Origin of the sequence: Nocardiopsis sp. CA-288880 (assembly GCF_050955985.1) — a bacterium.
Lineage (GTDB): Bacteria > Actinomycetota > Actinomycetes > Streptosporangiales > Streptosporangiaceae > Nocardiopsis > Nocardiopsis tropica.
Map to the genome: position 1 here is coordinate 2,210,360 of NZ_CP192105.1, position 25,281 is coordinate 2,235,640.

The 25,281-nt window shown below is 75.2% G+C and carries 17 protein-coding genes; 8 read left to right on the forward strand and 9 right to left on the reverse strand.

Annotated elements, in window-relative coordinates; translation table 11 throughout:
- Positions 1 to 95 precede the first annotated feature (95 nt).
- Positions 96 to 245, forward strand: coding sequence for a hypothetical protein (locus ACQPYD_RS09645; protein ID WP_433700656.1), 150 nt, complete (start codon positions 96 to 98; stop codon positions 243 to 245).
- Here the strand turns inward: ACQPYD_RS09645 and ACQPYD_RS09650 are convergent.
- From ACQPYD_RS09650 to ACQPYD_RS09660, 3 genes are all read right to left on the reverse strand, one after another.
- Positions 194 to 2,560, reverse strand: coding sequence for a SulP family inorganic anion transporter (locus ACQPYD_RS09650; RefSeq protein WP_433700657.1), 2,367 nt, complete (start codon positions 2,558 to 2,560; stop codon positions 194 to 196). The two genes, ACQPYD_RS09645 and ACQPYD_RS09650, sit on opposite strands and share 52 nt — an antisense overlap.
- A gap of 345 nt (positions 2,561 to 2,905) precedes the next feature.
- Positions 2,906 to 5,290, reverse strand: coding sequence for a hypothetical protein (locus ACQPYD_RS09655; protein WP_433700658.1), 2,385 nt, complete (start codon positions 5,288 to 5,290; stop codon positions 2,906 to 2,908).
- A gap of 354 nt (positions 5,291 to 5,644) precedes the next feature.
- Positions 5,645 to 6,280: a YbhB/YbcL family Raf kinase inhibitor-like protein gene (locus tag ACQPYD_RS09660; RefSeq protein WP_433700659.1), complete on the reverse strand. Its 636-nt coding sequence runs from the start codon at positions 6,278 to 6,280 to the stop codon at positions 5,645 to 5,647.
- 280 nt (positions 6,281 to 6,560) lie between these two features.
- Here ACQPYD_RS09660 and ACQPYD_RS09665 point away from each other — a divergent pair, with 280 nt between their 5' ends.
- Positions 6,561 to 9,842 (forward strand): ATP-binding protein, encoded by a 3,282-nt coding sequence (locus ACQPYD_RS09665; RefSeq protein WP_433700660.1) that lies wholly within the window; start codon positions 6,561 to 6,563, stop codon positions 9,840 to 9,842.
- Between the two features lie 68 nt (positions 9,843 to 9,910).
- Here ACQPYD_RS09665 and ACQPYD_RS09670 read toward each other — a convergent pair whose 3' ends face one another.
- Both ACQPYD_RS09670 and ACQPYD_RS09675 read right to left on the reverse strand, forming a co-directional pair.
- Positions 9,911 to 10,744 carry an ABC transporter permease gene (locus ACQPYD_RS09670; protein WP_267949118.1) on the reverse strand — a complete coding sequence of 278 codons (834 nt, stop codon included), beginning with the start codon at positions 10,742 to 10,744 and terminating at the stop codon, positions 9,911 to 9,913.
- The gene (locus tag ACQPYD_RS09675; protein WP_433700661.1) at positions 10,741 to 11,715 is read right to left on the reverse strand and encodes an ATP-binding cassette domain-containing protein; all 975 of its coding nucleotides are present in this window, start codon (positions 11,713 to 11,715) and stop codon (positions 10,741 to 10,743) included. The genes ACQPYD_RS09670 and ACQPYD_RS09675 overlap by 4 nt, the downstream gene beginning before the upstream one ends.
- Positions 11,716 to 11,860: 145 nt before the next feature.
- Between ACQPYD_RS09675 and ACQPYD_RS09680 the strand changes: the two genes are divergently transcribed.
- Entirely contained in the window at positions 11,861 to 12,448 is a 588-nt protein-coding gene (locus tag ACQPYD_RS09680; RefSeq protein WP_433700662.1) for a PH domain-containing protein, read from the forward strand.
- Positions 12,449 to 13,236: 788 nt separating this feature from the next.
- The gene (locus tag ACQPYD_RS09685; protein ID WP_433700663.1) at positions 13,237 to 14,736 is read left to right on the forward strand and encodes a PH domain-containing protein; all 1,500 of its coding nucleotides are present in this window, start codon (positions 13,237 to 13,239) and stop codon (positions 14,734 to 14,736) included.
- A gap of 138 nt (positions 14,737 to 14,874) precedes the next feature.
- Here ACQPYD_RS09685 and sepH read toward each other — a convergent pair whose 3' ends face one another.
- Positions 14,875 to 16,446 (reverse strand): septation protein SepH, encoded by a 1,572-nt coding sequence (gene sepH / locus ACQPYD_RS09690; protein ID WP_433700664.1) that lies wholly within the window; start codon positions 16,444 to 16,446, stop codon positions 14,875 to 14,877.
- A 569-nt stretch (positions 16,447 to 17,015) separates the two neighbouring features.
- Between sepH and ACQPYD_RS09695 the strand changes: the two genes are divergently transcribed.
- Positions 17,016 to 18,095 (forward strand): hypothetical protein, encoded by a 1,080-nt coding sequence (locus ACQPYD_RS09695; protein ID WP_433700665.1) that lies wholly within the window; start codon positions 17,016 to 17,018, stop codon positions 18,093 to 18,095.
- A gap of 127 nt (positions 18,096 to 18,222) precedes the next feature.
- Here the strand turns inward: ACQPYD_RS09695 and ACQPYD_RS09700 are convergent, their stop codons facing one another.
- Positions 18,223 to 19,521, reverse strand: a complete 1,299-nt coding sequence (locus ACQPYD_RS09700) for a D-arabinono-1,4-lactone oxidase (protein ID WP_433700666.1) — start codon at positions 19,519 to 19,521, stop codon at positions 18,223 to 18,225.
- Between the two features lie 148 nt (positions 19,522 to 19,669).
- Between ACQPYD_RS09700 and ACQPYD_RS09705 the strand changes: the two genes are divergently transcribed.
- Together ACQPYD_RS09705 and ACQPYD_RS09710 are read left to right on the forward strand one after the other, a co-directional pair.
- Positions 19,670 to 20,683 (forward strand): ferrochelatase, encoded by a 1,014-nt coding sequence (locus ACQPYD_RS09705; protein WP_433700667.1) that lies wholly within the window; start codon positions 19,670 to 19,672, stop codon positions 20,681 to 20,683.
- Positions 20,684 to 21,025: 342 nt separating this feature from the next.
- Complete coding sequence (locus tag ACQPYD_RS09710) at positions 21,026 to 23,062, forward strand: S9 family peptidase (protein WP_433700668.1); 2,037 nt, start codon at positions 21,026 to 21,028, stop codon at positions 23,060 to 23,062.
- Between the two features lie 215 nt (positions 23,063 to 23,277).
- Here ACQPYD_RS09710 and ACQPYD_RS09715 read toward each other — a convergent pair whose 3' ends face one another.
- A complete protein-coding gene (locus tag ACQPYD_RS09715; RefSeq protein WP_402919230.1) occupies positions 23,278 to 23,460 on the reverse strand; it encodes a DUF397 domain-containing protein in 183 nt (60 codons plus the stop codon).
- A 584-nt stretch (positions 23,461 to 24,044) separates the two neighbouring features.
- Between ACQPYD_RS09715 and ACQPYD_RS09720 the strand changes: the two genes are divergently transcribed.
- Complete coding sequence (locus ACQPYD_RS09720; RefSeq protein WP_433700669.1) at positions 24,045 to 24,857, forward strand: inositol monophosphatase family protein; 813 nt, start codon at positions 24,045 to 24,047, stop codon at positions 24,855 to 24,857.
- Between the two features lie 75 nt (positions 24,858 to 24,932).
- On the opposite strand, the gene ACQPYD_RS09725 is transcribed toward ACQPYD_RS09720, so the two are convergent.
- Positions 24,933 to 25,097, reverse strand: a complete 165-nt coding sequence (locus ACQPYD_RS09725; protein ID WP_267949129.1) for a hypothetical protein — start codon at positions 25,095 to 25,097, stop codon at positions 24,933 to 24,935.
- Positions 25,098 to 25,281: the final 184 nt, after the last annotated feature.

The following is a 25,281-nucleotide window of genomic DNA, read 5'->3' on the forward strand; positions in this document are numbered from 1 at the left end:
TACCCCGGGCCGAGTGCCGGAGCGCGTGCGCCCGTGGGCCGACGTCCGGGGTCGACGGCCCGACGGGCATCCGCGTTCACGGGAATGGGTGACTCTTGTTCGACTCCACCGTCTTCTGGGTGGTCCTCTTCGGCCTGCCGGTCCTGGCCATCGTGGCGATCGTCATGCTCGCCTCCTACCAGGCCTCAGGCGTTCAGCAGGACGAGCGTGACGACGCGCCCGGCGACGACTCCTCCAGCAGTTGATCCCCGTCCGCACCCGGTCGGGGGTGCGGAACGGGATCGCCCACGCCCTGCACAGGACGGAACTCCCCGGTCGCGGTGTCCAGCAGGTGGACCCTCGCCGTCTCCAGGTCGTAGTACATCCCCGACAGCTCCAGGTCGCCCGACTCCACGCGTTCGCGCACCACCGGGTATCCCATGAGGTTGCCGAGCTGCTCCTCCACATTGGCCTGGGCGAGCCGCCGCAGCGCCTCCGCGGCGGGCAGGCCGGCCAGCGCCCCGGACGCCTCCCCCGCCCGCACCAGGCTCTCGTGCCCGTTCGCCAGCCAGCGGCACATGTGCGAGGTCTGCGCGTCCCCGGGCTCCTGGTGGGCCTTCTCCAGGAGCGTCTTCATGGCGCCGCAGTGCGAGTGTCCGCACACCACGATCGACGGCACCCGCAGGACGTTCACCGCGTACTCGACCGCCGCGCCCACCGACACGTCGCCGGGGGTGCCCCGCCGGGGCACCAGGTTGCCGACGTTGCGGACGGTGAACAGGTCGCCGGGGCCGCTCGAGGTGATCAGGTTCGGCACCACCCGCGAGTCGGCGCAGGTGATGAACAGCGCGGTCGGGTGCTGCCTGTGGGACAGCCGGCCCATCAGCGAGCGCATCCGGTCGGCGGTGCTGGAGTGGTACTCGCGGGCGCCGGCCGTGAGCAGGCCCAGGGGGTTGACCTCACGCGCGGTCTCCTCGGGGACACGGCGCATGCCCCACGGCGCCCACCAGCGCGCCAGGCCGCCGGGCGCGGTCTTGGAGGCGGGGGCGGAACTGGTGGAGCTGCGCGCGTACCACTTCTCGTGCACCTCGTCGATGTCGACGGCGCCCCCGGTGCGCTCGTGGTCCACGCGCCAGGCGTGGATGGCCTCGAACGCGGCGTGGTCCATGAAGTCCACGTGCAGGTCCAGGTCGACCTGGGCGCCCTCGGGGACGGTGCGCAGCACGTGGGCGAGCCGGGGCACCCCGAGGAAGGTGAGCGAGCCGTGCACCGTGACGTGGACGCGGTTGTCGCGCTCCTCGGTGGTCACGGTCAGCTTGGTGAGCCTGCGCAGGGACACGATCATGGCCAGGGCGAAACCGATGAACACCCCTTCCATGAGGCCCAGGAGCACCACGCCGAACAGGGTCACCAGGTACACGCTGGCCTCGTGGTGGCGCCGCAGGTTGCGCAGGTGGGCGATCGAGACCATCTGGACGCCGATGAACACCAGGAGCGCGGCCAGCGCGGCCATCGGGATCAGCTCGACCACGTGCGCGAAGAAGGCGACGAACAGAAGGATCCACACACCGTGCAGGATGGTGGACCGGGGCGTGTGCGCCCCGGCGCGCACGTTGGCGGTGCTGCGCACGATCACGCCCGCGACGGGCAGGCCGCCCAGGGCGCCGCTGACGGTGTTGGCCGCGCCCTGGCCGAAGAGCTCCCGGTTGAGCATGATCCGGCGGCCGTTGTGCAGGCGGTCCACGGCGATCCCGGCGAGGAGGGACTCGACGCTGGCGACCAGGGCGACCGTGGCGACGGCGACGGCGATGCCGTGCCACTGCCCGGACGCGGGGAGCACCGGTCCGTTCCAGGCGTCCGCCAGGGAGTCCGGGAGGGAGACGGTCTCCACCCTCCAGCCCCCGACGGTCGCGATGGCGGTCGCGGTGCCCACCGCGACCAGCGCGGCCGGGACCACCGCCGGGCGCAGCCTCCCGAAGGACGGCAGCTTGTTCCAGGTGAACATGATCGCGATGGTGATGACGCCGACGGCGACGGCGGCGGAGTGGTTGTGCGCGATCTGGTGGGGGAGGTCGGCGATGTTGGCCACCGCCGAGCTCTGCGGGGCCCCGCCCAGGACCACGTGCAGCTGGGCGAGGGCGATGGTGACGCCCACCCCGGCCAGCATGCCGTGCACGACGGCCGGGGAGACGGCCAGGGCCGCGCGGGCGATGCGCACGGCCCCGAGGACGAGCTGGACCAGACCGGCGAGCAGGGTGATGAGGCAGGTCACCCGCCAGCCGTAGGTCGCGATGAGGTCGGCGACGATGATCGTCAGCCCGGCCGCCGGGCCGCTGACCTGCACCATCGAACCGCCGACGAGTCCGGCGACGATGCCGCCGACGACGGCGGCGATGATTCCTGCGATGAGGGGGGCGCCTGAGGCGACGGCGATCCCGAGTGACAGTGGGACGGCGACCAGGAAGACCACCAGGGAGGCGCCGACGTCGGCGGCGACCCCCTTGCGGTCCTTGTGGCTGCCCGGTGGCGCCGCGGTTGCGGGCGGTGCGTCGGGCTGTACTCCCTGGGCGTCGTTGCGCATGGTTGCTCCGTTCGGGTTGGACCAGGCAAATGAGGCGTAGGCGCACGGGGACGACGGTGTCCGGATCGGGGGGTGTGCGGGTGAACGCGTGAACACGACGGAACCCCGAAGGGTCGCCTGTCAATCACCAACTGTAGTCAACTTCCGTAGCTCAGGGTTATCATCTGTGTGGTTTCAGTGGCTGTTTTCTCGGCTTCACAAGGCGTGGGGACAAATCAGGACAGAAAAAACACCGAGGTGACGGGGTTGTCCCGTGCACCTCGGTGATGTGAAGCGGTGGGGCCGGACGGGGTCCGGCGGCGCGGGCCGGTCACGGCGCGTCAGCGCCGCCCGGACCGCACCGGGTCAGCGGAAGCGGCCGTCCTCGTACCCGCCCTCGTAACGCTCCTGGCCGTGACCCCGCTGGTCGTAGGGCTGTTCGGGCGGGTAGGGGCCCGGAGCCCCGGGGCCGTCCGGCCGTCCCTCGTCGCCGTGCTGTTGCCACCCGTCCAGCGGCGGGTAGCCGCCGTAGTCGGGCTGCTGCGGCTGTTGCGGCTGCTGGGCCGGGTAGGAGCCGCCCAGCATCTCGGAGTAGCCGCTGCCCGGGCCGCCGGGGCCGGGCGGTCGCCCGAACCGGTCCCCCTGGTCCTGGTAGCCGCCGTAGCCCGGCGGGACCTCGCCGCGCAGCTGCTCGGCGGGGTAGCCGCCCGTGGGCGGGAGCGGAGGGTAGCCCTGCGGGCCGCCCGGGTACGCAGTGCCGTCCTGTCCGCCCGGGTGCCCGGGGTGGCCGACGGGCCCGCCGTTGAAGGGGGAGGGCACGCCGGGCGCCGGAGCCTCCCGCTCGGGTCCGGCGTGGGAGCCGGGCGCCGTCGGTCCGCCGGCGGAACCGGGGCCTCCCGGAAGCCCGGGGCCGCCGCCCTGCACGCCGGGAACGGTGGGCGCGCTCGGGGATCCGAACGTGCCGCCGCTCTCACCCCACAGGGGGGTGTTGCCGTCGGGGTAGGAGGGGCGCTGGTGGTTGCCGGTGTCGTAGGAGGACCGTGTGTGGGTGCCGGTGTCGTAGCCGGAGCGGGTGAAGGAGTCGGTGTCGTAGGAGGGGCGGGTGTGGTTGCCGGTGTCGAACTCGGGGAGTCCGGTGCCCGTGTGGTCCCCCCGTGTGTGGTTGCCGGTGTCGTAGGAGGGCCGCGTGTGGGTGCCCGTGTCGTAGCCGGGGAGTCCGGTGCCCGTGTGGTCCCCCCGTGTGTGGGTGCCCGTGTCGTAGCCGGAGCGGGTGAAGGAGTCGGTGTCGTAGGAGGGGCGGGTGTGGTTGCCGGTGTCGAACTCGGGGAGTCCGGTGCCCGTGTGGTCCCCCCGTGTGTGGTTGCCGGTGTCGTAGGGGGACCGCGTGTGGGTGCCCGTGTCGTAGCCGGGGAGTCCAGTGCCCGTGTGGTCCCCCCGTGTGTGGGTGCCCGTGTCGTAGCCGGAGCGGGTGAAGGAGTCGGTGTCGTAGCCGTTCTCGGACCGGGGGGCCGCCGGGTAGCCGCCGCCCAGGGGGTCAGCGGAGCCGCTCCCGCCGAACGGGGGCGTCGTCGCTCCGGCCCCGGGGGAGGAGGGGCCGCCGTAGCCGAAGTCGGAGCGCTGGTGTGCGCCGGTGTCCATGCTGGACCATATCGGCGAGTCGACGTCGGAGCCGTGCGCCGGGGTCGTGGCCCGGAACCCCGGGGAGAGCGGGTCGCTCGCGGCCGGGCTCTCCGGGCGGCCCGCGCCCGGGTAGTCCGACCGGCCCGGCGACGCGCCGCCGTAGGACGGGAGGCCGCCGAGCGGGGAGCCGGTCCCCGTCGCCGTGCCGGGACCGCCGAGCGGGTCGTGCGAATCCGGGGTCCCCAGGGGCGAGGGGCCCGCCAGGGGGTCGGTCCGCGGCTGGGAGTAGGAGGCCCCGGGCGTCCACGAGCCCGGGCCGAGCGGGTCGTCGTCCCGGGAGGCGGAGGCCGCGGGCGCGGCGTGCTGCGCCGGGGGCAGGCCCTGCGCGGGCGCGGCTCCCCGGGGCGGGGTGAGGGCGGAGCGCTCCGGACGCGGCGGGAGCGCGCGCTCGTCCGGGCCGAGCGGGTCCGGACCGGCCGCGCCGGACTGTCCGTGCCTGCCCGACCGTCCCGCCGGCTCGTCCGCCTGGGGGGCGGCCTGCTCCTGCCCCAGGCTCGCCAGCATCGCCAGGTCGGCGGAGGGGCCGCCGGCCCCGGTCGCCGCGGGCAGGATCGTGGTCGCCCCGGGGGGACCGGACTCCTCCTCGAAGTCCTCGTACCCGTCGTCGTAGTCGTCTTCCTCGTACTCGTACGCGGTGACGCTGGGGCTCCGGTCCTCGCGGTCGCCGCGGCGACCGCGGGGCTCCGAGGAGCGCTGGGCCGGGCCGTCCTCGCTCAGGCTGGACCAGAAGTCGTTGTCGGACAGGCCGTCCGCGTCGTCATCGTCGTCCCAGTCGACCTCGCGCTTGCGCCGACCCTTGGAGCGCCTCTCCGACCGGCCGCCGCCGTCCTGGTGCCCGCGGCGGGACCGCCCGCGCGGGGCGGGTTCCTCGTCGCCGCGGTCCTCGGGGAGGTCGCGTTCCCGTGCGCGGTCGGGGTCGCGACCGGAGTCCTCGGTGTCGTCGTACTCGTATTCGTCGTCGTAGTCGTCCTCGCGGGAGCCGACGCTCAGAGCGCGCATGCCCAGCAGGAGCAGGACGAGCACGGCGAGCACGACGATGACGGCGATGATGATGATGACGGTGACGGTCATGGTCTACGCACTACCTTGGGGAGGTCGGCCGCGCCCGGATCGCACCGGGGACCGGAGTGTCGGGAACCGGCCGGGGATGTGCGGCGGCCGCCTGGTTCCGTGATGGCCCGGTCTGCCCGACCTGCGTGGCACGAGGGGTGCAGGTGGTCCGGTGCGGTTCCAGGTCGGTGCGCCGCGCGGCGAGTGGACGGGAATCGGTCATCTGAAATGGGGCGAGGGGCACTGCCCCACTGTATGCGCTGTCGCGCCCCGTGTGCAGAGGGCGATGGATGCTTCCTGGGCGGATCCCCGGGGCCCCGGTTTCCCGGGACCACGGGGATCCGGGGCGCCGGCGAGGGGCTCCTATGGCCTATGTCACCCGGCGTTGGTCGTGACCAGGGACCCGCGGGCGACGGCCTGGTCGGCGATGGCGTCCAGGGCCGCGTCCAGTGACGCGCCCTCCGGCAGGTCCAGCGGGTTCGCCAGCGCGTACACGGTGAACCTGTACTCGTACGACGCCTCCGGTTCCGGGCACGGCGCCCCGTACTCCGCGACGCCCTGGGAGTTCTGCCCCTGCTTGGCGTCGGCCGGAACGCTGTTCTGCCGCAGCTCCACCAGCTGCGGGTCCAGGTCGTAGACCACCCAGAACACCTGGGCCACCTGGGGGTCGTCGACCACCAGGGCGATCGAGCCCGCCTCGTCGGGCAGTCCCGACCAGCTCAGCGGCGGCGAGGAGGCCTCCTGCGCCTCCTGCTCCCCACCGTCCGCCGAAGCGCCCTCCGAGGCCCCCTCGCAGGTGTAGGCCGCCGGAAGCGGCTGCCCCTCCTGCATCAGGGGGCTGGTGACGTTGATGTCGTCGGGCATGTCACCGTTCTGCCCCGGGGCGAGGATGCCGCAACCCGTGGTCAGGACCAGTGCGGCCCCCGCCGCCACCGCGCCCGCGAGCGCTGCGGGGGACGTGCGGGCCGTGCGCGCACCGGTGGACCGGGGGGAGGGGAGGGCCGGGAACAATGGGAACTCCTGCTGGACTTTCGGGCCGTGGAGGCGGGACTCGCTGTGAACCGGCACGGCGTCGGGAGGACACCCGGCGCCGGGCTCGGGGAGGGAACGCGGGGGAGCCGCCACAGGGCTCCGGCGACACGTTCCTGAGCGAACCCTACTGTGGTCAGGCGGGCGTTCGGGCGGCCGTCCCGGCCCGCGGGCCCCGCCACGGCCCGCCGACGGGCCCGGGACCGGGCCCTCCGGAGCACGGCTCCGCGCACTCCCCGGGCGGATCGGTGATCATGGGTCGGTGCGGTTCTCCATCCTTGGGCCCCTCCTGGTGCACGACGCGACCGGAAGGCCCGTCACCATCGGCGGCGCGCGGCTGCGCGTCCTCCTCTGCCTCCTCCTGCTCCGCGCCGGGCGGCGCGTGCCCGTCGAACAGCTCGTCGACGGCATCTGGGCGGGCGACCCCCCGGCCTCGGCGGGCAACGCCCTCCAGGCGCTCGTCTCCCGTCTGCGCCGGGCCCTGGGCACAGGCGCCGCCGTCGACGGCGACGGCACGGGCTACCGGCTGGACGTCGACCCCGGACAGGTCGACCTCGACCGCTTCGAGGACCTGGCCGCGAAGGGCCGGGCCCACCTCGTCGCCGGTCGGCCCGCCGACGCCGAACGGGACCTGGGCGGGGCGCTCGCCCTGTGGCGGGGGCCGGCGCTGTCCGACCTGACCGCGCACGGCATCGCCGAGGACATCGCGCTGGGCCTGGCCGAGACCCACCGGTCCGCGGCCGAGGACCACCTGGCGGCCCGCGCCGACCTCGGCCGCCACGCCGAGATCCTGCCCCGCGTCGAGGCGCTCGCCCGGCGGGAGCCGGACCGCGAGCGCCCCGTCGAGCTGCTCATGCGGGTGCTGGCCGCGACCGGGCGCACGGCGGACGCCCTGGCCGCCTACGAGCGCTTCCGCGGCCGCCTCGCCGACAACCTGGGCCTGGACCCCTCGCCCCAGCTGCGCGACACCCACCTGCGGCTGCTGCGCGGCGAGTTCGACGCGCCCTCCCCCGGGCCCGCCACCCCGCCGAACCTGCACCTGCCCGCCACCCTGACCGGTTTCGTGCCGCGCGACGCCGAGGTCGGAACCGCCGTGGGCCTCCTCGCCACGGAGCGCCTGGTCACCCTGACCGGGCCCGGCGGGGCGGGGAAGACGCGCCTGGCGATCGAGGCCGCCACCGCCCTGGCCGCACGCGCTCCGCACCTGCTCGCCCGGGGAGGCTGGTTCGTCGAACTCGCGTCCAGGTCCGGCGCCGACGTCCCGGACGCCCTGGCCGGCGCCCTGGGACTGCGCGAGTACGCCATGCTCCGGGCGGCGTCCTCCCGGGCGCCGGTCCCCCCGCTGGAACGGGTCGCCTCCCACATCGGCGACCGTCCCGCGCTCATCGTGCTCGACAACTGCGAGCACCTCGTCGAGGACGTCGCCAGGGCCGTGGAGCCCCTTCTCGCCCGCTGCCCCCGCCTGCGCGTCCTGACCACCTCCCGCGAACCCCTCGGCGTCCCGGGCGAACAGCTCGTGCCCGTGCCCTCCCTGGAGCTGCCGCCCGAGGGCGCCGACGCCGCGAAGGCCGTCACCTACCCCTCCGTCGTCCTGTTCGCCGAGCGGGCCGCCTCGGTGCGCCCCGGCTTCGCCGTCACGCCCGGCAACGTCGCCCACGTCGTCCGGGTGGCGCGGGAGCTGGACGGCATGCCCCTCGCCCTGGAGCTGGCCGCCGCCAGGCTGCGCTCCATGACCGCCGCCCAGCTCGCGGAGAGGCTGTGCGACCGTTTCCGGCTGCTCACCGGGGGCAGCCGGGGCGCGCTGCCGCGCCACCGCACGCTGAGGGCCGTCGTCGACTGGAGCTGGGAACTCCTCGACGAACCCGAGCGGCGCCTGCTGCGGCGCCTGTCGGTCTTCGCCGGCGGCGCGACCCTGGAGGCCGTCGAGCGGATCTGCGCCGACCCCGCGCCGGACCCCGGCGCGGAGGGACGGGTGGGCGGCCGGGACGTGTGGACCGTCCTGTTCTCCCTGGTGGACAAGTCGCTCGTGATCGCCGAGAACCCCGTCGGCGAGGACGCGCCGCCCCGCTACAGGCAGCTGGAGACCGTCCGCGCCTACGCCGCCGAGAGGCTGGCCCTCAGCGGTGAGGAGGTGCGCGTGCGCGACACCCACGCGCGCCACGTCCGCGACCTGTGGCGCGCGGCGGACCCGCTCCTGCGCGGGCGGCGCCAGGGCGAACTGCTTGCGCGCCTGGCCCCCGAGTCCGCGGACCACGGCGCGGCGGTGCGGTGGGCGGTGGAGCGCGCGGACGCCGGGCTCGCCCTTGACCTGGTCGAGCACACCCAGTGGTACTGGACCCTGGGAGGGTCCTGGCGCCGGCTGGTCCGCTGGTCGGAGGCCGTCCTGGACATGCTCGGCGGCCGCGTCCCCGAGGGCAGGACCGTCGCCTACGCCAGCTGCCTGTTCCACCGGGCGGGCGACGGTTCGACGCACCACGCCACGGTGGAGGCGGCGATCAGGGAGGTCGAGGAGCTCGTCGCGGCGTCGGGCGGGCGGGTCGAGCGCCATCCCGTGCTCGTCCACTGCCTGCTGTACAGGGCGATGCTCCAGGGGCGGTCCGGTGACGCCTACGAGCGCCTGGCCGCGGCCCTGGACCAGCCCGACCCCTGGATGCGCGCGATGGTGCGCGTCCTGCTGTCCCTGCTCGACGCCGTCACCGGCCACACCGGCGAGTCCGCGGGCAAGGCGGAGGCCGCCCTGGAGGAGTTCCGTGCCTGCGGCGACGCCTGGGGAGCGTGCCAGGCGCTCGCCCAGCTGGTGGACGTGTACCGCTTCGAGGACCTCGAACGCTGTCGCGAGCTGCTGACCGACGGGATGCGGCTGGCCTCGGAGTCGGGCCTGACGGGGATGGCGGCGGTGTTCCGGGTCCGGCGGGCCCAGACCCTCACCGACCTCGGGGAGCTGGACGCGGCCCGTCGGGACCTGGGTGCGCTGTCCGACTTCGAGGACCCGGTCCAGGACGAGCACAGGGTGCTGCTGTCGCTGGCGGAGGCGCACTGGCTCGGCGAGGCGGGGGAGCTGGGGCGCGCCCGCGAGGTCGTCGACCGGATGCGGCGGGAGCTGAGCGGCCTGGGCGGGTTCTCTCCGGTCTACCTGGAGGGGGGCCTGGGGGCCATGTCCGCGCTCCTGCACTGGAAGGCCGGGGAGCGGGAGGCGGCCTGGCGGGACATCGGCCGCGCGTGGTGGACGGCCTCCCACGGGCTGCGCCCCGTCTGCGCGGAGATCCTGGACGTCTTCGCGATGATGCTGGCGGGGGAGGAACCGCGCCGGGCGGCCCGCATGCTCGGGTACGCCGAGGGGCTGCGCGGCGTCCCCGACCGCACCACACCGTTCGTGGTGCGGGCGCGGGAGCGGGTGCGCGCGGCGCTGGGCGGGGCCGCGTACGAGCGGCTGGCCGCGGAGGCGAGGGGCACGGACGAGGACGAGGTCCTGGCGGGTGTGGGCGAGTGGCTGGCCCCGCTCGTGCCCGACCACAGGCCGGGGAGCCGGCGTTCCGGCCGGTGACCGGGCGCGGGGGCGCGCCGGAGGGGCCGCGCCGCCCCCGGGGCCGGGGGCGGCGCGGCGGGCGCCGCTCAGGTGCGGCGGCGGTACGCCCACACGGCGAGCGGGAAGAAGACCGCGGTGAAGATCGCGGACCACGCCACCGTCCACAGGACCGGGCCCGTGGCGTCGCCCGTGCCGAGCATCAGGGCCCGCATGGCGTCGACGACGTGGGTGACCGGGTTGTTCGCGGCGACCGCCTGCAGCCAACTGGGCATGTCCGCCGGGGCGACGAACGCCGAGCTGCTGAAGGTCAGCGGGAACATGAGGATCATCCCGAACGCCTGTACGGCCATCGGCGTGCGCACGATCATGCCGACGAAGGCCGACATCCAGCACAGCGCGAACGCGAACAGCAGCACCAGGCCGGCCGCCACGACCACGCCGACCACGCCGCCCTCGGGGCGGAAGCCGATGAGCATGCCGACCAGGAGCACCATCACCACGGTGATCGTGTACCGGGCCAGGTCGCCGAGGATCGCGCCGGTGAGCGGTGCCGACCGGGCGATGGGCAGCGACCGGAACCGGTCGAAGATGCCCTTCTCCACGTCCTGGCTCAGCGAGAAGCCCGTGCCCAGCGTCGCGAAGATGACCGACTGGGCGATGATGCCGGGCATCAGGAAGTCGCGGTAGGCCTGCCAGTCGCCCATCATCGCCTGCCCGAAGACGAAGACGAACAGGGTCACGAACATGACCGGCTGCAGTATCAGCCCCAAGACCTCCTCGGGGTTGGCCTTGATCTTCAGGACACTGCGCCAGGCCAGCTGGAGGCCGTTCCGGATCGTGCCCAGCGGCGTGATCCTCGCCGGGATCGCCGGGGCGCCCCCGGGTTCCGCGGCCCGGGTCCGGGTCGTCACGGTACTCATGCTCTGGCCCCCTCGTCCGCGGACGCGTCCGCGGTCTCCTCTTCGGCGGTGTGCCCGGTCAGGGCGAGGAACACCTCGTCCAGGCTCGGCTTGCGCAGCGACAGCTCGGCGACCGCCACGCCCTGCTCGTCCAGGCGTCGCACCACCTCGGGCAGGACGCCCGAACTGGTGACCGGGACGCTGGCGAGCAGGCCGTCGGAGACGACGGGCGTGCTGGTGACCGCCTCGATGATCCTCGTCGCCAGGGAGATCTGCCCGGGGTCCACCGTGCGCAGTTCGAGCACCTGGTTCCCGGCCCGGCTCTTGAGCTCCTCCGGGGTCCCCCTGCTGATCATCCGGCCGTGGTCGAGCACCATGAGGTCGTCGGCCAGCTGGTCGGCCTCCTCCAGGTACTGGGTGGTGAGCAGGACGGTCACGCCGTCGTCCACCAGCCCGCGCACGACCTCCCACAGGCCGTTGCGGCTGTGCGGGTCCAGCCCGGTCGTGGGCTCGTCCAGGTACAGCAGGGCCGGGCGGCCGACCAGGCTCGCGGCCAGGTCGAGCCGTCGTCGCATGCCGCCCGAGTAGGTCTTGGCGGGGCGGTCCGCGGCGTCGGTGAGCTCGAAGCGCTCGAGCAGCTCCGCGGCGCGGGCCCGGGCGTCGGCCCCGCCGAAGCCCAGCAGGCGCGCGATGAGGAGCAGGTTCTGGGTGCCGGTCAGATCGGCGTCCACGGCCGCGTACTGGCCCGTCAGGCCGATGAGCCGGCGGACCTCGTGCGGTTGGCGGACCACGTCGAAGCCGCCGACCTCGGCGTGCCCGCCGTCGGGTCTGAGCAGGGTCGCCAGGATGCGCACCATCGTGGTCTTGCCGGACCCGTTGGGCCCCAGAACGCCGAGCACGGCCCCCGTCCTGGCCGTCAGGTCGACACCGTCCAGGGCGCGTTTCCCCTTGAACTGCTTGACCAGGCCCTCCGCGCGGATGGCGTCAGTCATCGTTCCTCCGTTTCAACGTTCGTCCACCAGTGTGACGAGCCGGGCTGACAGAACGCTGACAGAGTTCCCGCGCTCCTGGGCGGCCGTGCGGGGAGGCCCGCGGGGAGGGGCCTTCGGACACGGAGGGCCTAAACTCGTGCAGGTGATGAACACCCCGCCGTACGACGCCATTCCCGACCCGGACCGGCCCCGGGGCGGCCCCGAACCAGGGGACGGGGAGGCCGCCCGGCTGCGGCCCCCGGAGAGCCGCGTGAGCAGCAGGGCGATCGGGGTGTGGACCCTGAGGATCCTGTTCGGGTCGGTGTTCACCCTCGTCCTGCTCAGCGCGGCCGCCTGGGGCGCCTCGTCGCTCGGCTGGGCCTGGATCCCGTTCCGCGTGCAGGACAACGCGTGGCTGCTCCCGCTCGCCTACGGGGTGTACGCGCTGCTCAAGGTGGCGATCGTGCCGTCCTGGCGGTACAGGGTGCACCGCTGGGAGGTGGCCGGGGACATCATCTACACACGGGTGGGCTGGATCAGCCGCACCTGGCAGCTGGTGCCCGTCAACAGGCTGCAGACCGTCGACCACACGCAGGGATGGCTGGAGCGCGTGTTCGACGTGGCCACGCTGGAGGTGCAGACCGCCTCCTACGCGGGTTCGTCCACGATCGAGGGGCTGGACGCCGGGCAGGCGCGCCGCCTGAGCGAGGACCTCGCGGTGCGCGCCGGAGCGCTGAGGGACGACGCGACCTGATGGGCACGGAGCAGGAGGACGGCGGTCGCGCCGGACAGCACGGGGAACGGCACGGGTCCGGGGCGAGCGGCGCCCGGGACAGGACCGGCCGCGGCCCGCAGGGGGGCCGCGGCGCGCGGCCCGCGGAAGGGGACGGCGCGGCACGCGTCCGACCCGGGGAGGGCGCACCCGCGCACGGCGGTCCCGGGACGGAGCCGCACCCGGCGCCCCCGCCCGAGGGGCCGGTCCCGGCCGGGGGCTGGGTCGCCCCGGGGAGCACGCCCGCGCCCCGGGACCCGGGGCGCGCGGCGGGAGGCGCGGTCCCGGCCGGCCCGCCGGAGGTGTACGGCCCATCGGTCCGGGGCGCGGGGAGCCCGCCGCAGGGGTGGGGCGACCGGCCCCGGACCGGCCCCGGCGCCGTGCCGGGGCACGGGCGGCCGGCTCCCGCCCCGGAGCCGTACCGCGGGGGTCCGCCGCGTCCCGCGCCGCCCCGCACGGCCGCTCCGCCCGGTGTCCCGCCCCACGGAGCCGCGCCCCACGGTGCAGAGCCCCAGGGCCCTCCGCCGTACGGCGTTCCTCCCGGGGGCGCCCCGTGGCACGGCCCCGCGCCCCACCCGGGCGCGCCCGGCGGCGCGCCCCCGCACGGCGCCCCGCCGCACACCGGGCCCCCGCACGGGGCCGCTCCGCGCGCCTGGTGGGGGCCCGCGCCGGAGGAGGGACCGGAGGCGGGGGGCGCTCCCGGCGGACGGGCCCGGGACGCGGCGCCCTTCCTCCCACCGGAGCGGGCGCGCCGGATCAGCCCCCGGAGCATGGTCGTGGGCCCCATCAACCAGCTCAAGGGCCTCCTGTTGCCGATCGCCGCGGGACTGGTGCTGGGCGGGTTCAACGCCTGGGTGCTGGGCGCCACGGGCGCCACCGTCGTGGCGCTGCTCGTCGGCGGGTTCGTCACCTGGAGGACCACCCGCTACGAGGTCGGCGAGGACCGGCTGGAGATCCGCAAGGGGCTGATCAGGCGCTCCCGGCGCACGATCCCCCTCGAACGCGTCCGCGGCGTCGACGTCACCAGCACGCTGCTGCACCGCCTCCTCGGTGTCGCCGTGGTGCGCATCGAGGCGGCGGCCGGATCGGCCGCCGCGACCGAGGACGGCAAGCTGGACGCGGTGGCGGCGGACGAGGCCGAGCGCCTGCGCCGCGTCCTGCTGCACCGCAAAGCCGTCCTCACCGGGCAGGAGTCCGGTCCCCGGGCGGCCCCTGACGGCGGGGCGCCGGAGGCGTGGGAGTCGGCGCGGGGGGAGGCGCAGGCTCCGCCGGTCCCGGAGGACGACACCGTCACGTACTTCGCCATGCCGCGCTCCTGGTACCTGTACGGGGCGCTCAGCCTGGGGTACCTGCTCACCCCGTTCGCGGTCCTGGCCACCCTCTTCGGTACGGTCCAGCAGACGGCGGGAGAGCTGGCCAACGACTTCGTCGTGGACTGGGTCACCTCGTCGGACAGGGGCTTCCTCCTGGTGGCGGCCCTGGTCTTCGCGGGTGTGCTGGTGCTGCTGATGCCGGTGTTCGCCGTGGTCTCCTACGCCCTCACGCACTGGGGGTTCTCGCTCCGCGGGCGCGACGGCTCCCTGGTGGCCGAGCGCGGGCTGTTCACCCGGCGCAGCGTCACGCTGGAGAGGCGCCGCATCCGCGGCCACGAGCTCCTGGACACCCCCCTCGAACGCACGCGCGGCGCCGTGCGTCTGCGCGCCATCGTCACCGGCCTGGGCGACGCCGCCAACCGCGCCGTGCTGCTCCCGACCGGGCCCCGTCCCGTGGTCGAGGACGTGGTCGGCCGGGCGCTGGCCCTCTTCGGGGGCACCCTGAAGCGCCATCCGCGTGCTGCCCTGTTCCGGCGGCTCACGCGGTCCGTCGGGCCGTTCGCCCTGGTGGCGGTGGTCGCCGCGGCCCTGGGAGCGGAGTGGCTCGCGGTGGCGGGCGCCGTCCTCGCCGTGCTGGGGATCCCCCTGGGCGTGGACCGCTACCGGGCCCTCGGCCACGGGTACGACGGCGAGCGGGTGAGCGTCCGCTCCGGTTCGCTGAGCCGGAGCCAGGCGACGGTGGAGCGCTCGGCGGTGATCGGCTGGACCTGGAGGCAGACCCTCTTCCAGCGGGGACCCTCCCTGGCCGACCTCCAGGTCACCGTGGGGGCGGGCGCGGGGGGCTACACCGTCCAGGACGCCTCGATCGGTGAGTCGGTGGCCTTCGCGGCGCAGGTCACCCCGGAGATGGTGCGACCGTTCCTGGAGGATCCCGGCACGCCGGGGCGCAAGGGCTGAACCCGCCCCGCGCCGGCGGGGCGGCCCGGCCCCCGCACCGGGGCGGGAACGCCGGAGGGCGACCGTGCCGTGCGGCTCCGGTCGCCCTCCGCCGAGGCGGGCCGGGGAGCGCGGCCGCCCCCGGCGCCGTCGACGCGCCTACTCGTCCTTCTTGGACCCGAACATGATCTCGTCCCACGAGGGGACCGATGCGCGTCGGCCGCGGCCCTTGCGCTTGGCCGCGGCGCGGTCGTTGCTCCCGTTGGCGACCGCCGGCACGGCCGCGGGGCTCGCGGGCGCCGGGTCGGCGGCGCGGCGGGGGGTCCCGGTGTCGTTGAGGTCCATGGTGGCCCGGCGGCGCCGCGCGGCGGGCCGCGGCTGGGCCGGGGGCTCGGCCGCCGGCGGTGCGGTGTCGGGTTCGGCGGCGCGTGCCGGACGGCCCTCCGGCGGCCACTCGGGAGACGGGCGGCGCTCGGGGCGCGGGGGCCTCTCCTCCGCGCCGTGGTCCCCGTAGGCCGCGGGCGCCGACGGCTGGGGCGCGGGGCGCCTGTCGGGCTCGGGGGCCCGGGGCTCGGGTTCGGCACGCGGCCCCCCGAAGGAGTGCTCGGGGCGCGTTCCGCCCGGTCGTTCCGCCCGGTCGTCCCACTCCCGGACGCGTTCGGTGGGCAGGCGGCCCGTGGGGCGGCGCTCGCCCTGGCGCTCGCCGGGGGCGCGGTACTCCGAGGGGCGGCGCTCCTCCTCGCGGAGCCCGTCGGCGGGGTGCGCGTCGGACGGGCGGAACTCGGCGGGGCGGCGCTCCTCCGGCCTGTACCGCGACTCGCGGCGGGGGTCGCGGTCCGGGTCGGCGTCCCCGTCGCGGCCGTCCGCACGCGGGCCGGGGCGGCGGTGGCCGGCCTGCTCCGAGCCGGGCACCTCGAACCGGCGCCGGCGCTCGTCGCGGACGGGGTCGCCGAACCGGTCGGTCTCGGGCCGGGCAGCCCGGACGGGGGGCAGCGGATCGTCGAGGGGTTCCTCCCGGGGAGCCCGGCGGGCCGGGGCGTGGTCGGGGCGCCGCTCCGCCGCCGACTGCGCGTCCATCCGGGGCAGGTGCGCGGGGGCCTCGCTCCGGCGCGGTGCGAAGGGCGTCACGTTCGCGCCGGGGGCGGACGGCGTGTCCGGCTCCGGCGAGGAGAACCGCGCGGCCTCCTCGTCCGCGGGCACCACGCTGTTGTGTCTGGGCTCGTACAGCCAGTGGGCGACGCGTTCCTCGCTGCCGTGCAGGAAGACGAGCTTGAGCTGCCACGAGCGGTCCTCGCGCTTCCACGAGTCCCACACGGCGTCGCCGGTCTCCAGCTGGTGCGCGCCGATCCGCTTGGCGACAAGGTCCCCCAGGGAGGGGCCCGGGCCGGCGTCGCCGTGCGCCCGCACGGTCGCGCGCTGGGCCTGCTGGGCGATGTACTCGCGTTCCTGGAGGACGGGGCCCTCGAACCAGCGGACCCGTTCGATCGGTATGCCGGAGATCTCGGAGATGGCCTCCGCGGTCTCGCCGGACCGGATGCGGGCCTGGATTTCCTTGGGGCGCAACGGATTCTCCACTTCGATCTCGTACTGGCCGAGCCGGGAGAACTGGCCGCGGACTGCGGCGCGGAGACGGTCGTCGACGGGCAGCATGAAACGGGTTCCACGGCCGGCGCTGGCGAGCACCAGGTAGGTGCCGTCCTCGCTCACGGCCACGAGGCGAAGCTCGTGCATCGCCCTCCCTTTCGCGTCCCGTCGAGGGTAGGTCCCGCGACCCGGTCCCCGCGTTCTCCAAGTCTGGTCGGCCGACAGCGGTTCGGCCAGTACCGCGCCCGGCATGTCCGAACTGTGCCCGCCTCCCGTTCCGTGGCACTGACCACGGTGGGAGCCGCCCCGGGTGCCCGGGGCGCTCACGGTCGCTTCCGCTGCCAATCTTGGCACGCTGAGCCTTCGGCGACCGGGAGCGATCGGGGGGAATGTCGCCGATCCCGTGCGAAGGCTCCGCGGTGATGGTATCCCGGGGCCCCTGAATCACCCCAGGTATGGGAAAAACTCCGATCTCGGTCCGGGGGCTGGTCGGACGACACCCCTCTTCGGCAAACCGACACGCCGACCTATGCCGGAGAGTGATGCTTCTTATGTCTTGGCGTTATCGGAACCCGGGGCCCCTTAGGGTGAGTTATCCATCTATGGGCGAAATGTGATGTTTGGTGACTGTGGGGCCGTATGCCCCACCACACGCGCATCCCGCCAGTACGAGTTCCCGTCGCGCCCCGCGCGGCCGACCGAGGAGGGGCGACCGGATGGGTCGGACCGGACACGACGACGACAACGAGGCGGAGGAGGGCGCCGGTAAGAAGAAGCGGATCGAACTGAGCGTCTCCCAGGTCGCGGGCGCCGGCGCGGCCACGCTCGCCGCCGCGACCGCGGCCTCGTACCTCAACGTGTACGGCACGGTCGTCGGCGCCGCCGTCATGGCCACGCTCAGCACCCTGGTCAGCCCCCTCCTCCAGCACTGGTTCTCCCGCAGCGGCGAACAGGCCAGGCAGCTGGCGGGGAAGGCGGTCGGCCACACCGAGGCCGGTCCCGTGGCGCCCGGGGCGCCCGTGGCCCCCTTCCCGGAGGAGATCTCCGAGTCGGGCCTGCTCAGGGAGGTCTCCGAGGCGGGCCCGCCCGACGGGCCGCCCCGCGACTTCGACGCCACCCGCACGATGGCCATGCCCGCGCTGGGGGCGGCCGACGACAGGACCGCCGCCTTCGGCGGCCCCGGGGACCCCGCGAACCGGGCCGGCGTCCCGGACGGGACCGCCCTGCTGCCCGCGGTGGACGCCGGGGCCCGGGGCCGCGGCGGTTCCGGGGAGCGGGAGGGGGGCGGCCTCCGTCCGCGGCGCGGCTGGCGCTCCGTGGTGGTCCCGGCCGCCGCGGTGTTCGCCCTGGTGATGCTCGTGATCCTGCTGTTCGAGCTGTTCACGGGACGGTCGCTGACCGCCTGGACGCAAGGCGGTGACGAGCCCACCTCGCCCACCCTGCTCGGCGGTTCCAGCTCGGGCGCCCCGGCGCAGGAGGACGACCCCGGGACCGGGGAGACCACCGGGGACGAGCCCTGGACCACCGACCAGGAGCCGGGGACGGGAACGCCCGGGACGACGCCCGAGCCGGAGGCCCCCGCGACCGAGGAGCCCGAGGACGGCACCGGCGGCGGTGGGACGGGCGGCGACGGCGGCGGCACCGGTGGGACCACCGAGCCCACGGACCCGCCGGTCGAGGAGCAGGAACCCCAGGACCCGGGTACGCAGCAGCCCGACCCCGGGACCGGCGACGGCGGAGGGCAGGGGGGCGGGACCCCCGCCCCGGCGCCCGCCCCCGCGCCCCCCGCGGGCTGACGGGCCTCCGGCGCCGGACGGCGGCGGGGGCCCCGTGCGGGCCCCCGCCGCCCGCGCGCGGCGACGCGTGCCCCGGCCGGGGCGGGAGGGAGCCGGGCCCCGGGGACCGCACCGCGTCCCCGGCGCCTCAGCCGAGGACCCGCTCCAGGTAGTCGTTGCCGAAACGGCGCCGCGGGTCCACGCGGTCGCGCACCGCCAGGGCCTCGCCCAGGCGCGGGTAGACCTTCTCCAGGTAGGACCGGTCGCGCGTGTGCATCTTGCCCCAGTGGGGTCGCCCGCCCACCGACGTGAACACGGCCTCCATGTCGGCGAAGTACGCCTCGTGGGGGGTGCCCTTGTACATGTGCACCGCGACGTACGCCGTGTCGCGCCCGTAGGCGGTCGACAGCCACACGTCGTCGGCCGGCGCGAACCGCACCTCCACCGGGAAGCTCACCCGGTGGTCGCCCCGGTCCACGATCCCGCGGGCCTCGCGCAGCACGTCCACCAGGTGCTCGGCGGGGATCGCGTACTCCATCTCGACGAACCGCACGTCGCGCACGGACGCGAACACCTTGTGCGACGCGTCGGTGTACCTGCGGGCCGACAGCGCCCGCGAGCTGATCCGGTTCACTGCGGGCACGATCCGGGGGTGGCGGCGGCACACGCGGTTGACCCTCTCGAAGACCGTGTTGGACAGGAAGTCGTCGTCCAGCCACGCCCGTAAGCCGGACAGCGGCCGCGCCGGCCCGTCCGCGGTGTTGTTGCGCTTGGTGTTGGTGTTGCCGGTGTGCGGGAACCAGAAGAACTCGAAGTGCTCGTTGCCCGCACGCAGCTCGGGAAGCCTCTCCAGCACCTCGTCCAACGGCATCGGCTCCTCCCTCGCGTACAGCAGGAAGGCCGGGCGCACCGCCATCGTCAGCGCGGTGACCACGCCGAACGCGCCCAGCCCCACCCGCGCGGAGTGGAACAGCCCGGGGTCGCGGTCCGGGGAGCACTCGACCACGGAGCCGTCGGCGAGCACCATCTCCAGCCCGACCACCTGGGAGGCCAGGCCGCCCGAGTCCCGGCCGGTCCCGTGGGTGCCGGTCTGCACCGCTCCGGCCATGGTCTGCACGGCGATGTCGCCCATGTTGGCCAGGGCGACGCCGTGCTCGGCCAGCACGTCGTTGAAGTCGCACAGGGGCAGGCCCGCCTCGACCGTGGCGGTGCCCGCCTCCGGGTCGACCGAACGCACCGCGGCCAGCGAGGCGGGGGAGAGGAGGAGGCCGTCGGTGACCGCCACGTCGGTGAAGGAGTGGCCCGAACCGACCATGCGGACCCTCAGGCCCTCGTCGGCGGCCGAGAGGACCGCGGCGGACACCGCCGCGGCGTCCCCGGGAGCCGCCGTGCGCCTCGGGCGCGCCTGGTAGGTGTCCGCCCATGTGTGCCACGTCACATCTGTCATGCGGCGACATTACCCACCGGTCACTTCTGCCGCCAGGGGAGTACTCCGCCGGGTGCTCCGCCCGCCGGGGGAGGGGAGGCCAAGACCACAGGGCGCTGATCCGGGGGGTCGCGCGAGGAGGTCCCGGAGAGCTGGTTTCATAAGGTCCATGAGGCCTTACGACGCGTTTCTGCTGATCTCCTTCGGTGGCCCGGAGGGCGAGGACGAGGTCATCCCCTTCCTGGAGAACGTCACCCGCGGACGCAACATCCCCCGCGAGCGGCTGGCCGAGGTCGGAGAGCACTACTTCCTGTTCGGGGGCGTGAGCCCGATCAACCAGCAGTGCCGGGACCTGATCGCCGCGATCACCGGCGACTTCTCCGCCAACGGGATCGACCTGCCCGTCTACTGGGGCAACCGGTTCTGGGCGCCGATGCTCACCGACACCCTCGCCGCGATGCGCGACGACGGCGTGCGCCGGGTGCTGGCCCTGCCCACCTCCGCGTACTGCAACTGGTCGAGCCGCACGGCCTACGAGGAGGACATCGCCCGCGCCCGCGCCGCGCTGGGGGAGGACGCCCCCGAGGTCGACCTGATCCGTCCCTTCTACGACCACCCCGGGTTCGTCGAGCCGCTGGTGGAGCACACCCTCGCGTCCCTGGACGCCCTCCCCGAGGACCAGCGCCGGGGCGCCCGCCTGCTCTTCTCAGCGCACTCCATCCCCATGGCGATGGCGCGGGAGAGCGGAGGGCCGGGACAGGGGTTCGGCCCCGCGGGCGCCTACGGGGCGCAGCTCGCCGAGGTGGCCCGCCTGGTGGTGGACCGCCTCGACCGCGAGTACCCGTTCGAGGTCGTCTACCAGAGCCGCAGCGGCCCGCCGAGCCAGCCCTGGCTGGAGCCGGACGTCAACGACCGCATGGAGGAGCTCGCCGCCGAGGGCGTGCCCGCCGTGGTCGTCGTCCCGCACGGCTTCGTCTCCGACCACATGGAGGTCAAGTTCGACCTCGACGTCGAGGCGCGCGAGACCGCGCAGAAGCTGGGCATCGGCTACGAGCGCGCGCTCAGCCCGGGCACGCACCCCGCGTTCGTCTCCATGGTGACCGACCTGGTCCGCGAGTACACCGGCGGGAAGGCCCCCCGGAAGCTGGGCGCCCTCCCGCGCTGCGCCGGCTGCGACTGCTGAACCGCTCCGCGCCGGGACGGGGCGGAGCGCCGGGCCGCCGCCCCCGGACGGCTCCCGGGTCCGGGGCCCCGGCCCGCCCCGCGACGGACCTCCCGGGCGTCGGCGGCCGGCCCCCGGACGCGGCCGGGCGGCCCCCTCGCGGACCCGCCCCCGACGCGGTCCGGAGCGGGCCCGCCGCGCGGTCGCGCCGGACGGACGGGGGAGCGCGGCCGGGGCGCGCCGGTAGGTTGGGTAAACGCTGCTGACACCGCCCCTCTCCCGAGTCGACGGCGCCAGTGGCCGCCCGGGACCCGCCCGATAGGGTCTCACCGGATCACGAGTCGACGTTCAGGAGTATGTGTCTTGGTTCGTTCCTGGTATGAGCTGCCGGAGTACGTCCGGCTTCGCCGCGTCAACGGCCTGCGCCTCTCGCCGGACGGAACCCGTCTGGTCGCACCCGTCAGCGGCATCGCCCCCGACGCCAAGTCCTTTCGCAGCGCCCTGTGGGAGATCGACGTCGCCCCCGAGGCCGAGGGCGGGAGCGCTCCCCGACGCCTCACCCGCTCCGCCAAGGGCGAGAGCGGCGTCGGCTTCCTGCCCGACGGCTCGGTGCTCTTCACCACCGGCAGACCCGACCCCGAGGCCGGGGCCGAGGACAAGGCGGCCTCCGCCCTGTGGCTCCTGCCCGCCGGGGGCGGCGAGGCCCGCCAGGTCGCCTCCCGGCCCGGCGGCGTCGGCTCCTTCACCGTCGCCCGCGACTCCGGCCTGGTCGCCTTCACCTCCGACGTCCTCCCGCGCAGCGAGGACGAGGAGGGGGACAGGGAGGCACGCAAGGCCCGCGAGGAGGCCGGCGTCAGCGCCATCCTGCACGAGGCGCTCCCCGTCCGCCACTGGGACAGCGACGTCGGCCCCGACCACCCCCGCTACTTCGTCGCCGAGCCGCCGGCCGACGACGACGCCCGGCTCGGCGAGCCTCGCGACCTCACCCCCGACGCCGGCATGGCGCTCCTGGGCGCGGGCGGCTCCCTCACGCCCGACGGCGCGGTCCTCGTCACCGAGTGGCGGGTCCCCGCCGCCGGGGGCGCCCACCGCACCGAGGTCGTCGCCGTCGACACCGCCACCGGCGAGCGGCGCACGATCGCCACCGACCCCGAGTTCGACTTCGGCCGCCCGCAGGTCTCCCCGGACGGGCGCGGCGTCCTCCTCGTCCGCAGCCACGAGGGCGAGTACGACGGCGAGCCGCGCGACGAGACCGCGTGGCTGGTCGACCTGGCGACCGGCGAGGGCCGCGACCTGCTCCCCGGACACGAGATGTGGCCGCGCGAGCTCGCCTGGTCCGCCGACTCCGGCGCCGTGTTCGTCGTCGCCGACGAGAACGGCCGCCGCCCGGTCTTCCGCGTCGACACGGCCACCGGCGCGGTCACCCGGATCACCGGCGACCACGGCGCCTACAGCGGCCTCAACCCCTCCCCCGACGGCCGGTACGTGTACGCGCTGCGCGACGCCTGGGACGCCCCGCCGGCCCCCGTGCGCCTGTCCGCGGACACCGAGGACGGGGAGCCCGCGTACCTGCGCACGCCCGGCTCCGCGCTGACGATGCCCGGCACCCTGACCGAGGTCGAGGCCACGGCGGACGACGGCACCCGGATCCGGTCCTGGCTCGTCCTGCCGGAGGAGGCGTCCGCGGAGTCGCCCGCACCGCTCATGCTGTGGGTGCACGGCGGCCCGTACATGAGCTTCAACGGCTGGTCCTGGCGCTGGAACCCGTGGCTGCTCGCCGCCCGCGGCTACGCCGTCCTGCTGCCCGACCCGGCGCTGTCCACCGGCTACGGGCAGGAGATGCTCCGCCGGGCCTGGGGCAGGTGGGGACCGCGCACGTACGCCGACGTCATGTCCGCCACGGACGCCGCCGTGGCCCGCGACGACATCGACGCCGAGCGCACCGCCATGATGGGCGGCTCCTTCGGCGGCTACATGGCCAACTGGATCGCCGGGCACACCGACAGGTTCAAGGCGATCGTCTCGCACGCCTCCCTCTGGGGCCTGGACGGCTTCAACGGCACCACCGACTACCCGCCGGTGTGGGAGCGGGAGTTCGGCACCCCGCTGGCGCGGCCGGAGCGCTACACCCTGAACTCGCCGCACCTGCACGCGGCGGACATCCGCACGCCGATGCTCGTCATCCACGGCGACAAGGACTACCGGGTGCCCATCTCCGAGGGGCTGCGCCTGTGGCGCGACCTGCTGCTGCACGAGGTGGACGCCAAGTTCCTGTACTTCCCGGACGAGAACCACTGGATCCTCACGCCGGGGAACGCCCAGATCTGGTACAAGACCGTCTTCGCCTTCCTCGACCACCACGTCCACGGCAAGGAGTGGGCCAGGCCCGACCTGCTGTAGGCGGGTCCTCCCCGCCCCTGCCGGGCCTCCTCCCGCCGCGCCCCCGGCGCACGGCCGGGCCGGACGCCGGCCCGGTGCGCGGGAGGCCGCCCGTCGGCCGGGGAGCCTTCCGGAGAACACTCCCCGGCCGCGGCGCGGTGGGACGCGGGGCCTCGGCCCCACGTCCCACCGCGCCGCTCCGTCCCCGGGAGCCCCCGGGGACGGAGCGGGGGCCCTCAGGCGACCGTCGCGAGAAGCGCGGCCCACTCGCGGTTGGGGAACTCCAGGTACCCCCTGTCCCGGTTCCGTGTGTCGCGTACGGCCGCGGTCGCGCCCTCGGACACCTCGACGCAGTTCGTGGCGCCCTGGCTGTGACCGGCCTTGTGCCAGGTCCGCGGGGTCTGCTGCTGGTGATGCATGAGGCTGCCTCTTTCTCCTCGGCGTGTCCAGAGGTCCGGAGGAAGGACGCCCGCGGACTTCCGGAGGGTGGTCCACGCCGCCGGACGGGTCCGGAGCGGTTCCGGACGCCCGCCGTGCGGCGAGGGGGCGCGGACCGGGGCCCGCGCCGGCTTCGTCGCCGTGCGTCCGTGACCGTTCACGGCCCGCTCGCGGTGCGCCCGGGAGGGCGGTGCCGGGTCCGGGCACCGGGTGGGCTCCTCCCGCGTTCGCTCTCACGCCTCCCGGAACGGACAGTGCCCGATCCGGGCGGGGTGATGCGCTCCGGGGACGGAACGCGGCCGGGCGCGCCGCACGGTGCGCGGTACCGGCGCTCCGCGCCGGCCGCCCGGCCCCCGGGGAGGGACCGTTCCCCGGGGCCCCGCCGAAGCGGTCCCGCGGATCCGAGCCGCCGCCCCGGCCGGCGGGCATAGGGTGCGGTTGCGGGGTCTTCAGGGGCGTCGGTGGCGCTCCCGGCCCCGCGCACCAGCATGCGTACCGGGCACCCGGCGGCCCCGCGTCCGGGCGGGGCCGGCACGGGGCCATGCCACGACGGGGAGAACCACCAGTGAGTACCACCCACGCCGCACCCGACCGCGAGAGCCTGCGCGACCTCGCCGTGAGAGTGGCGGCGGAGGCGGGCGACCTCGCCGCCGGGGGCCAGGCGGGCATCACCGTGCTCGACACCAAGTCCAGCCCCACCGACGTCGTCACCAGGATGGACCGCGCCACCGAGGACCTCATCCGGGCGCGCCTGCTCGCCGCCCGCCCGGACGACGCCGTCCTGGGGGAGGAGGGCGGCGGCGAGGAGGGCACCAGCGGGGTGCGCTGGATCGTCGACCCCATCGACGGCACGGTCAACTACCTGTACGGGAGCCCCGACTGGGGTGTGGCCGTGGCCGCCGAGGTCGACGGCGTGGTGGTCGCCTCCGCGGTCAACGTGCCCGCGCGGGGGGAGATGTTCGAGGCGGTCCTGGGCGGCGGCTCCCGCCGCAACGGCGAGCCCCTCCAGGCCCCGCCCGCGGTCCCCCTGGAACTCGCGCTGGTCGCCACCGGTTTCGGCTACTTCGCCGAGCGGCGGATCCAGCAGGCGAAGGTCCTCCTGGAGGTCGTCCCGCACATCCGCGACATCCGGCGCGGAGGCTCGGCCGCGGTGGACCTGACCGGCCTCGCCACCGGCCGCTGCAACGCCTACTACGAGCGCGGGCTCCACGCCTGGGACTGGTCCGCGCCGGGCCTGGTGGCCAGCGAGGCGGGTATCCGCGTGGGCGGCCCGGGGGGCGGGCCGCCCGGCAACGACCTCGTCATCGCCGCGCGCCCGGAGCTCTACGACGCCCTCGACGCGCTCCTGGCGCCGCTGGGGGCCGACACCGACGGCTGACCCCGGGCACGCGAAGGGCGCGGTGGGAGCTCGTCGTCCCACCGCGCCGCGACGCCGTCACCCGTCCCGGGCGTCCTAGGCGCGGGTGTCGAGGCCGTTGCGGGCCGCGATGCGGTGCAGGTCCTCCAGCTCCGACGCATGCGTGTCGGCGAGGAAGTCGTCTCCGGCGGCCTGCGCGGCCTTGAAGGAACTGTTGGTCTCGTTGATGCGAACCGTGATCTCCGCGAGGAACTCGCCCATTGCACCTCTTCCAGGGGTAGGCACCGGGGCACGCTGGTGCGCCGGTGCGGATCCGTCCGCGCACGCCGGGGGGCGTCCGCACGATCGAAGTGGTCACGACCCTGTGACACGCGTACGCGTCGCGGTCCGGCCCTCGGGCCGGTGTCCGCGCGCATCCCTTACGTGTACCGCACCGTGGTCCAGG

What these genes read in the sequence shown, in the direction of transcription:
- ACQPYD_RS09705 (WP_433700667.1), top strand. Translation starts at nt 19,670, where the DNA reads ATGAGGCCTTACGACGCGTTTCTGCTGATCTCCTTCGGTGGCCCGGAG.
- ACQPYD_RS09650 (WP_433700657.1), bottom strand. Translation starts at nt 2,560, where the DNA reads ATGCGCAACGACGCCCAGGGAGTACAGCCCGACGCACCGCCCGCAACC.
- ACQPYD_RS09655 (WP_433700658.1), bottom strand. Translation starts at nt 5,290, where the DNA reads ATGACCGTCACCGTCATCATCATCATCGCCGTCATCGTCGTGCTCGCC.
- ACQPYD_RS09725 (WP_267949129.1), bottom strand. Translation starts at nt 25,097, where the DNA reads ATGGGCGAGTTCCTCGCGGAGATCACGGTTCGCATCAACGAGACCAAC.
- sepH (WP_433700664.1), bottom strand. Translation starts at nt 16,446, where the DNA reads ATGCACGAGCTTCGCCTCGTGGCCGTGAGCGAGGACGGCACCTACCTG.
- ACQPYD_RS09700 (WP_433700666.1), bottom strand. Translation starts at nt 19,521, where the DNA reads ATGACAGATGTGACGTGGCACACATGGGCGGACACCTACCAGGCGCGC.
- ACQPYD_RS09685 (WP_433700663.1), top strand. Translation starts at nt 13,237, where the DNA reads ATGGTCGTGGGCCCCATCAACCAGCTCAAGGGCCTCCTGTTGCCGATC.
- ACQPYD_RS09715 (WP_402919230.1), bottom strand. Translation starts at nt 23,460, where the DNA reads ATGCATCACCAGCAGCAGACCCCGCGGACCTGGCACAAGGCCGGTCAC.
- ACQPYD_RS09670 (WP_267949118.1), bottom strand. Translation starts at nt 10,744, where the DNA reads ATGAGTACCGTGACGACCCGGACCCGGGCCGCGGAACCCGGGGGCGCC.
- ACQPYD_RS09680 (WP_433700662.1), top strand. Translation starts at nt 11,861, where the DNA reads ATGAACACCCCGCCGTACGACGCCATTCCCGACCCGGACCGGCCCCGG.
- ACQPYD_RS09695 (WP_433700665.1), top strand. Translation starts at nt 17,016, where the DNA reads ATGGGTCGGACCGGACACGACGACGACAACGAGGCGGAGGAGGGCGCC.
- ACQPYD_RS09675 (WP_433700661.1), bottom strand. Translation starts at nt 11,715, where the DNA reads ATGACTGACGCCATCCGCGCGGAGGGCCTGGTCAAGCAGTTCAAGGGG.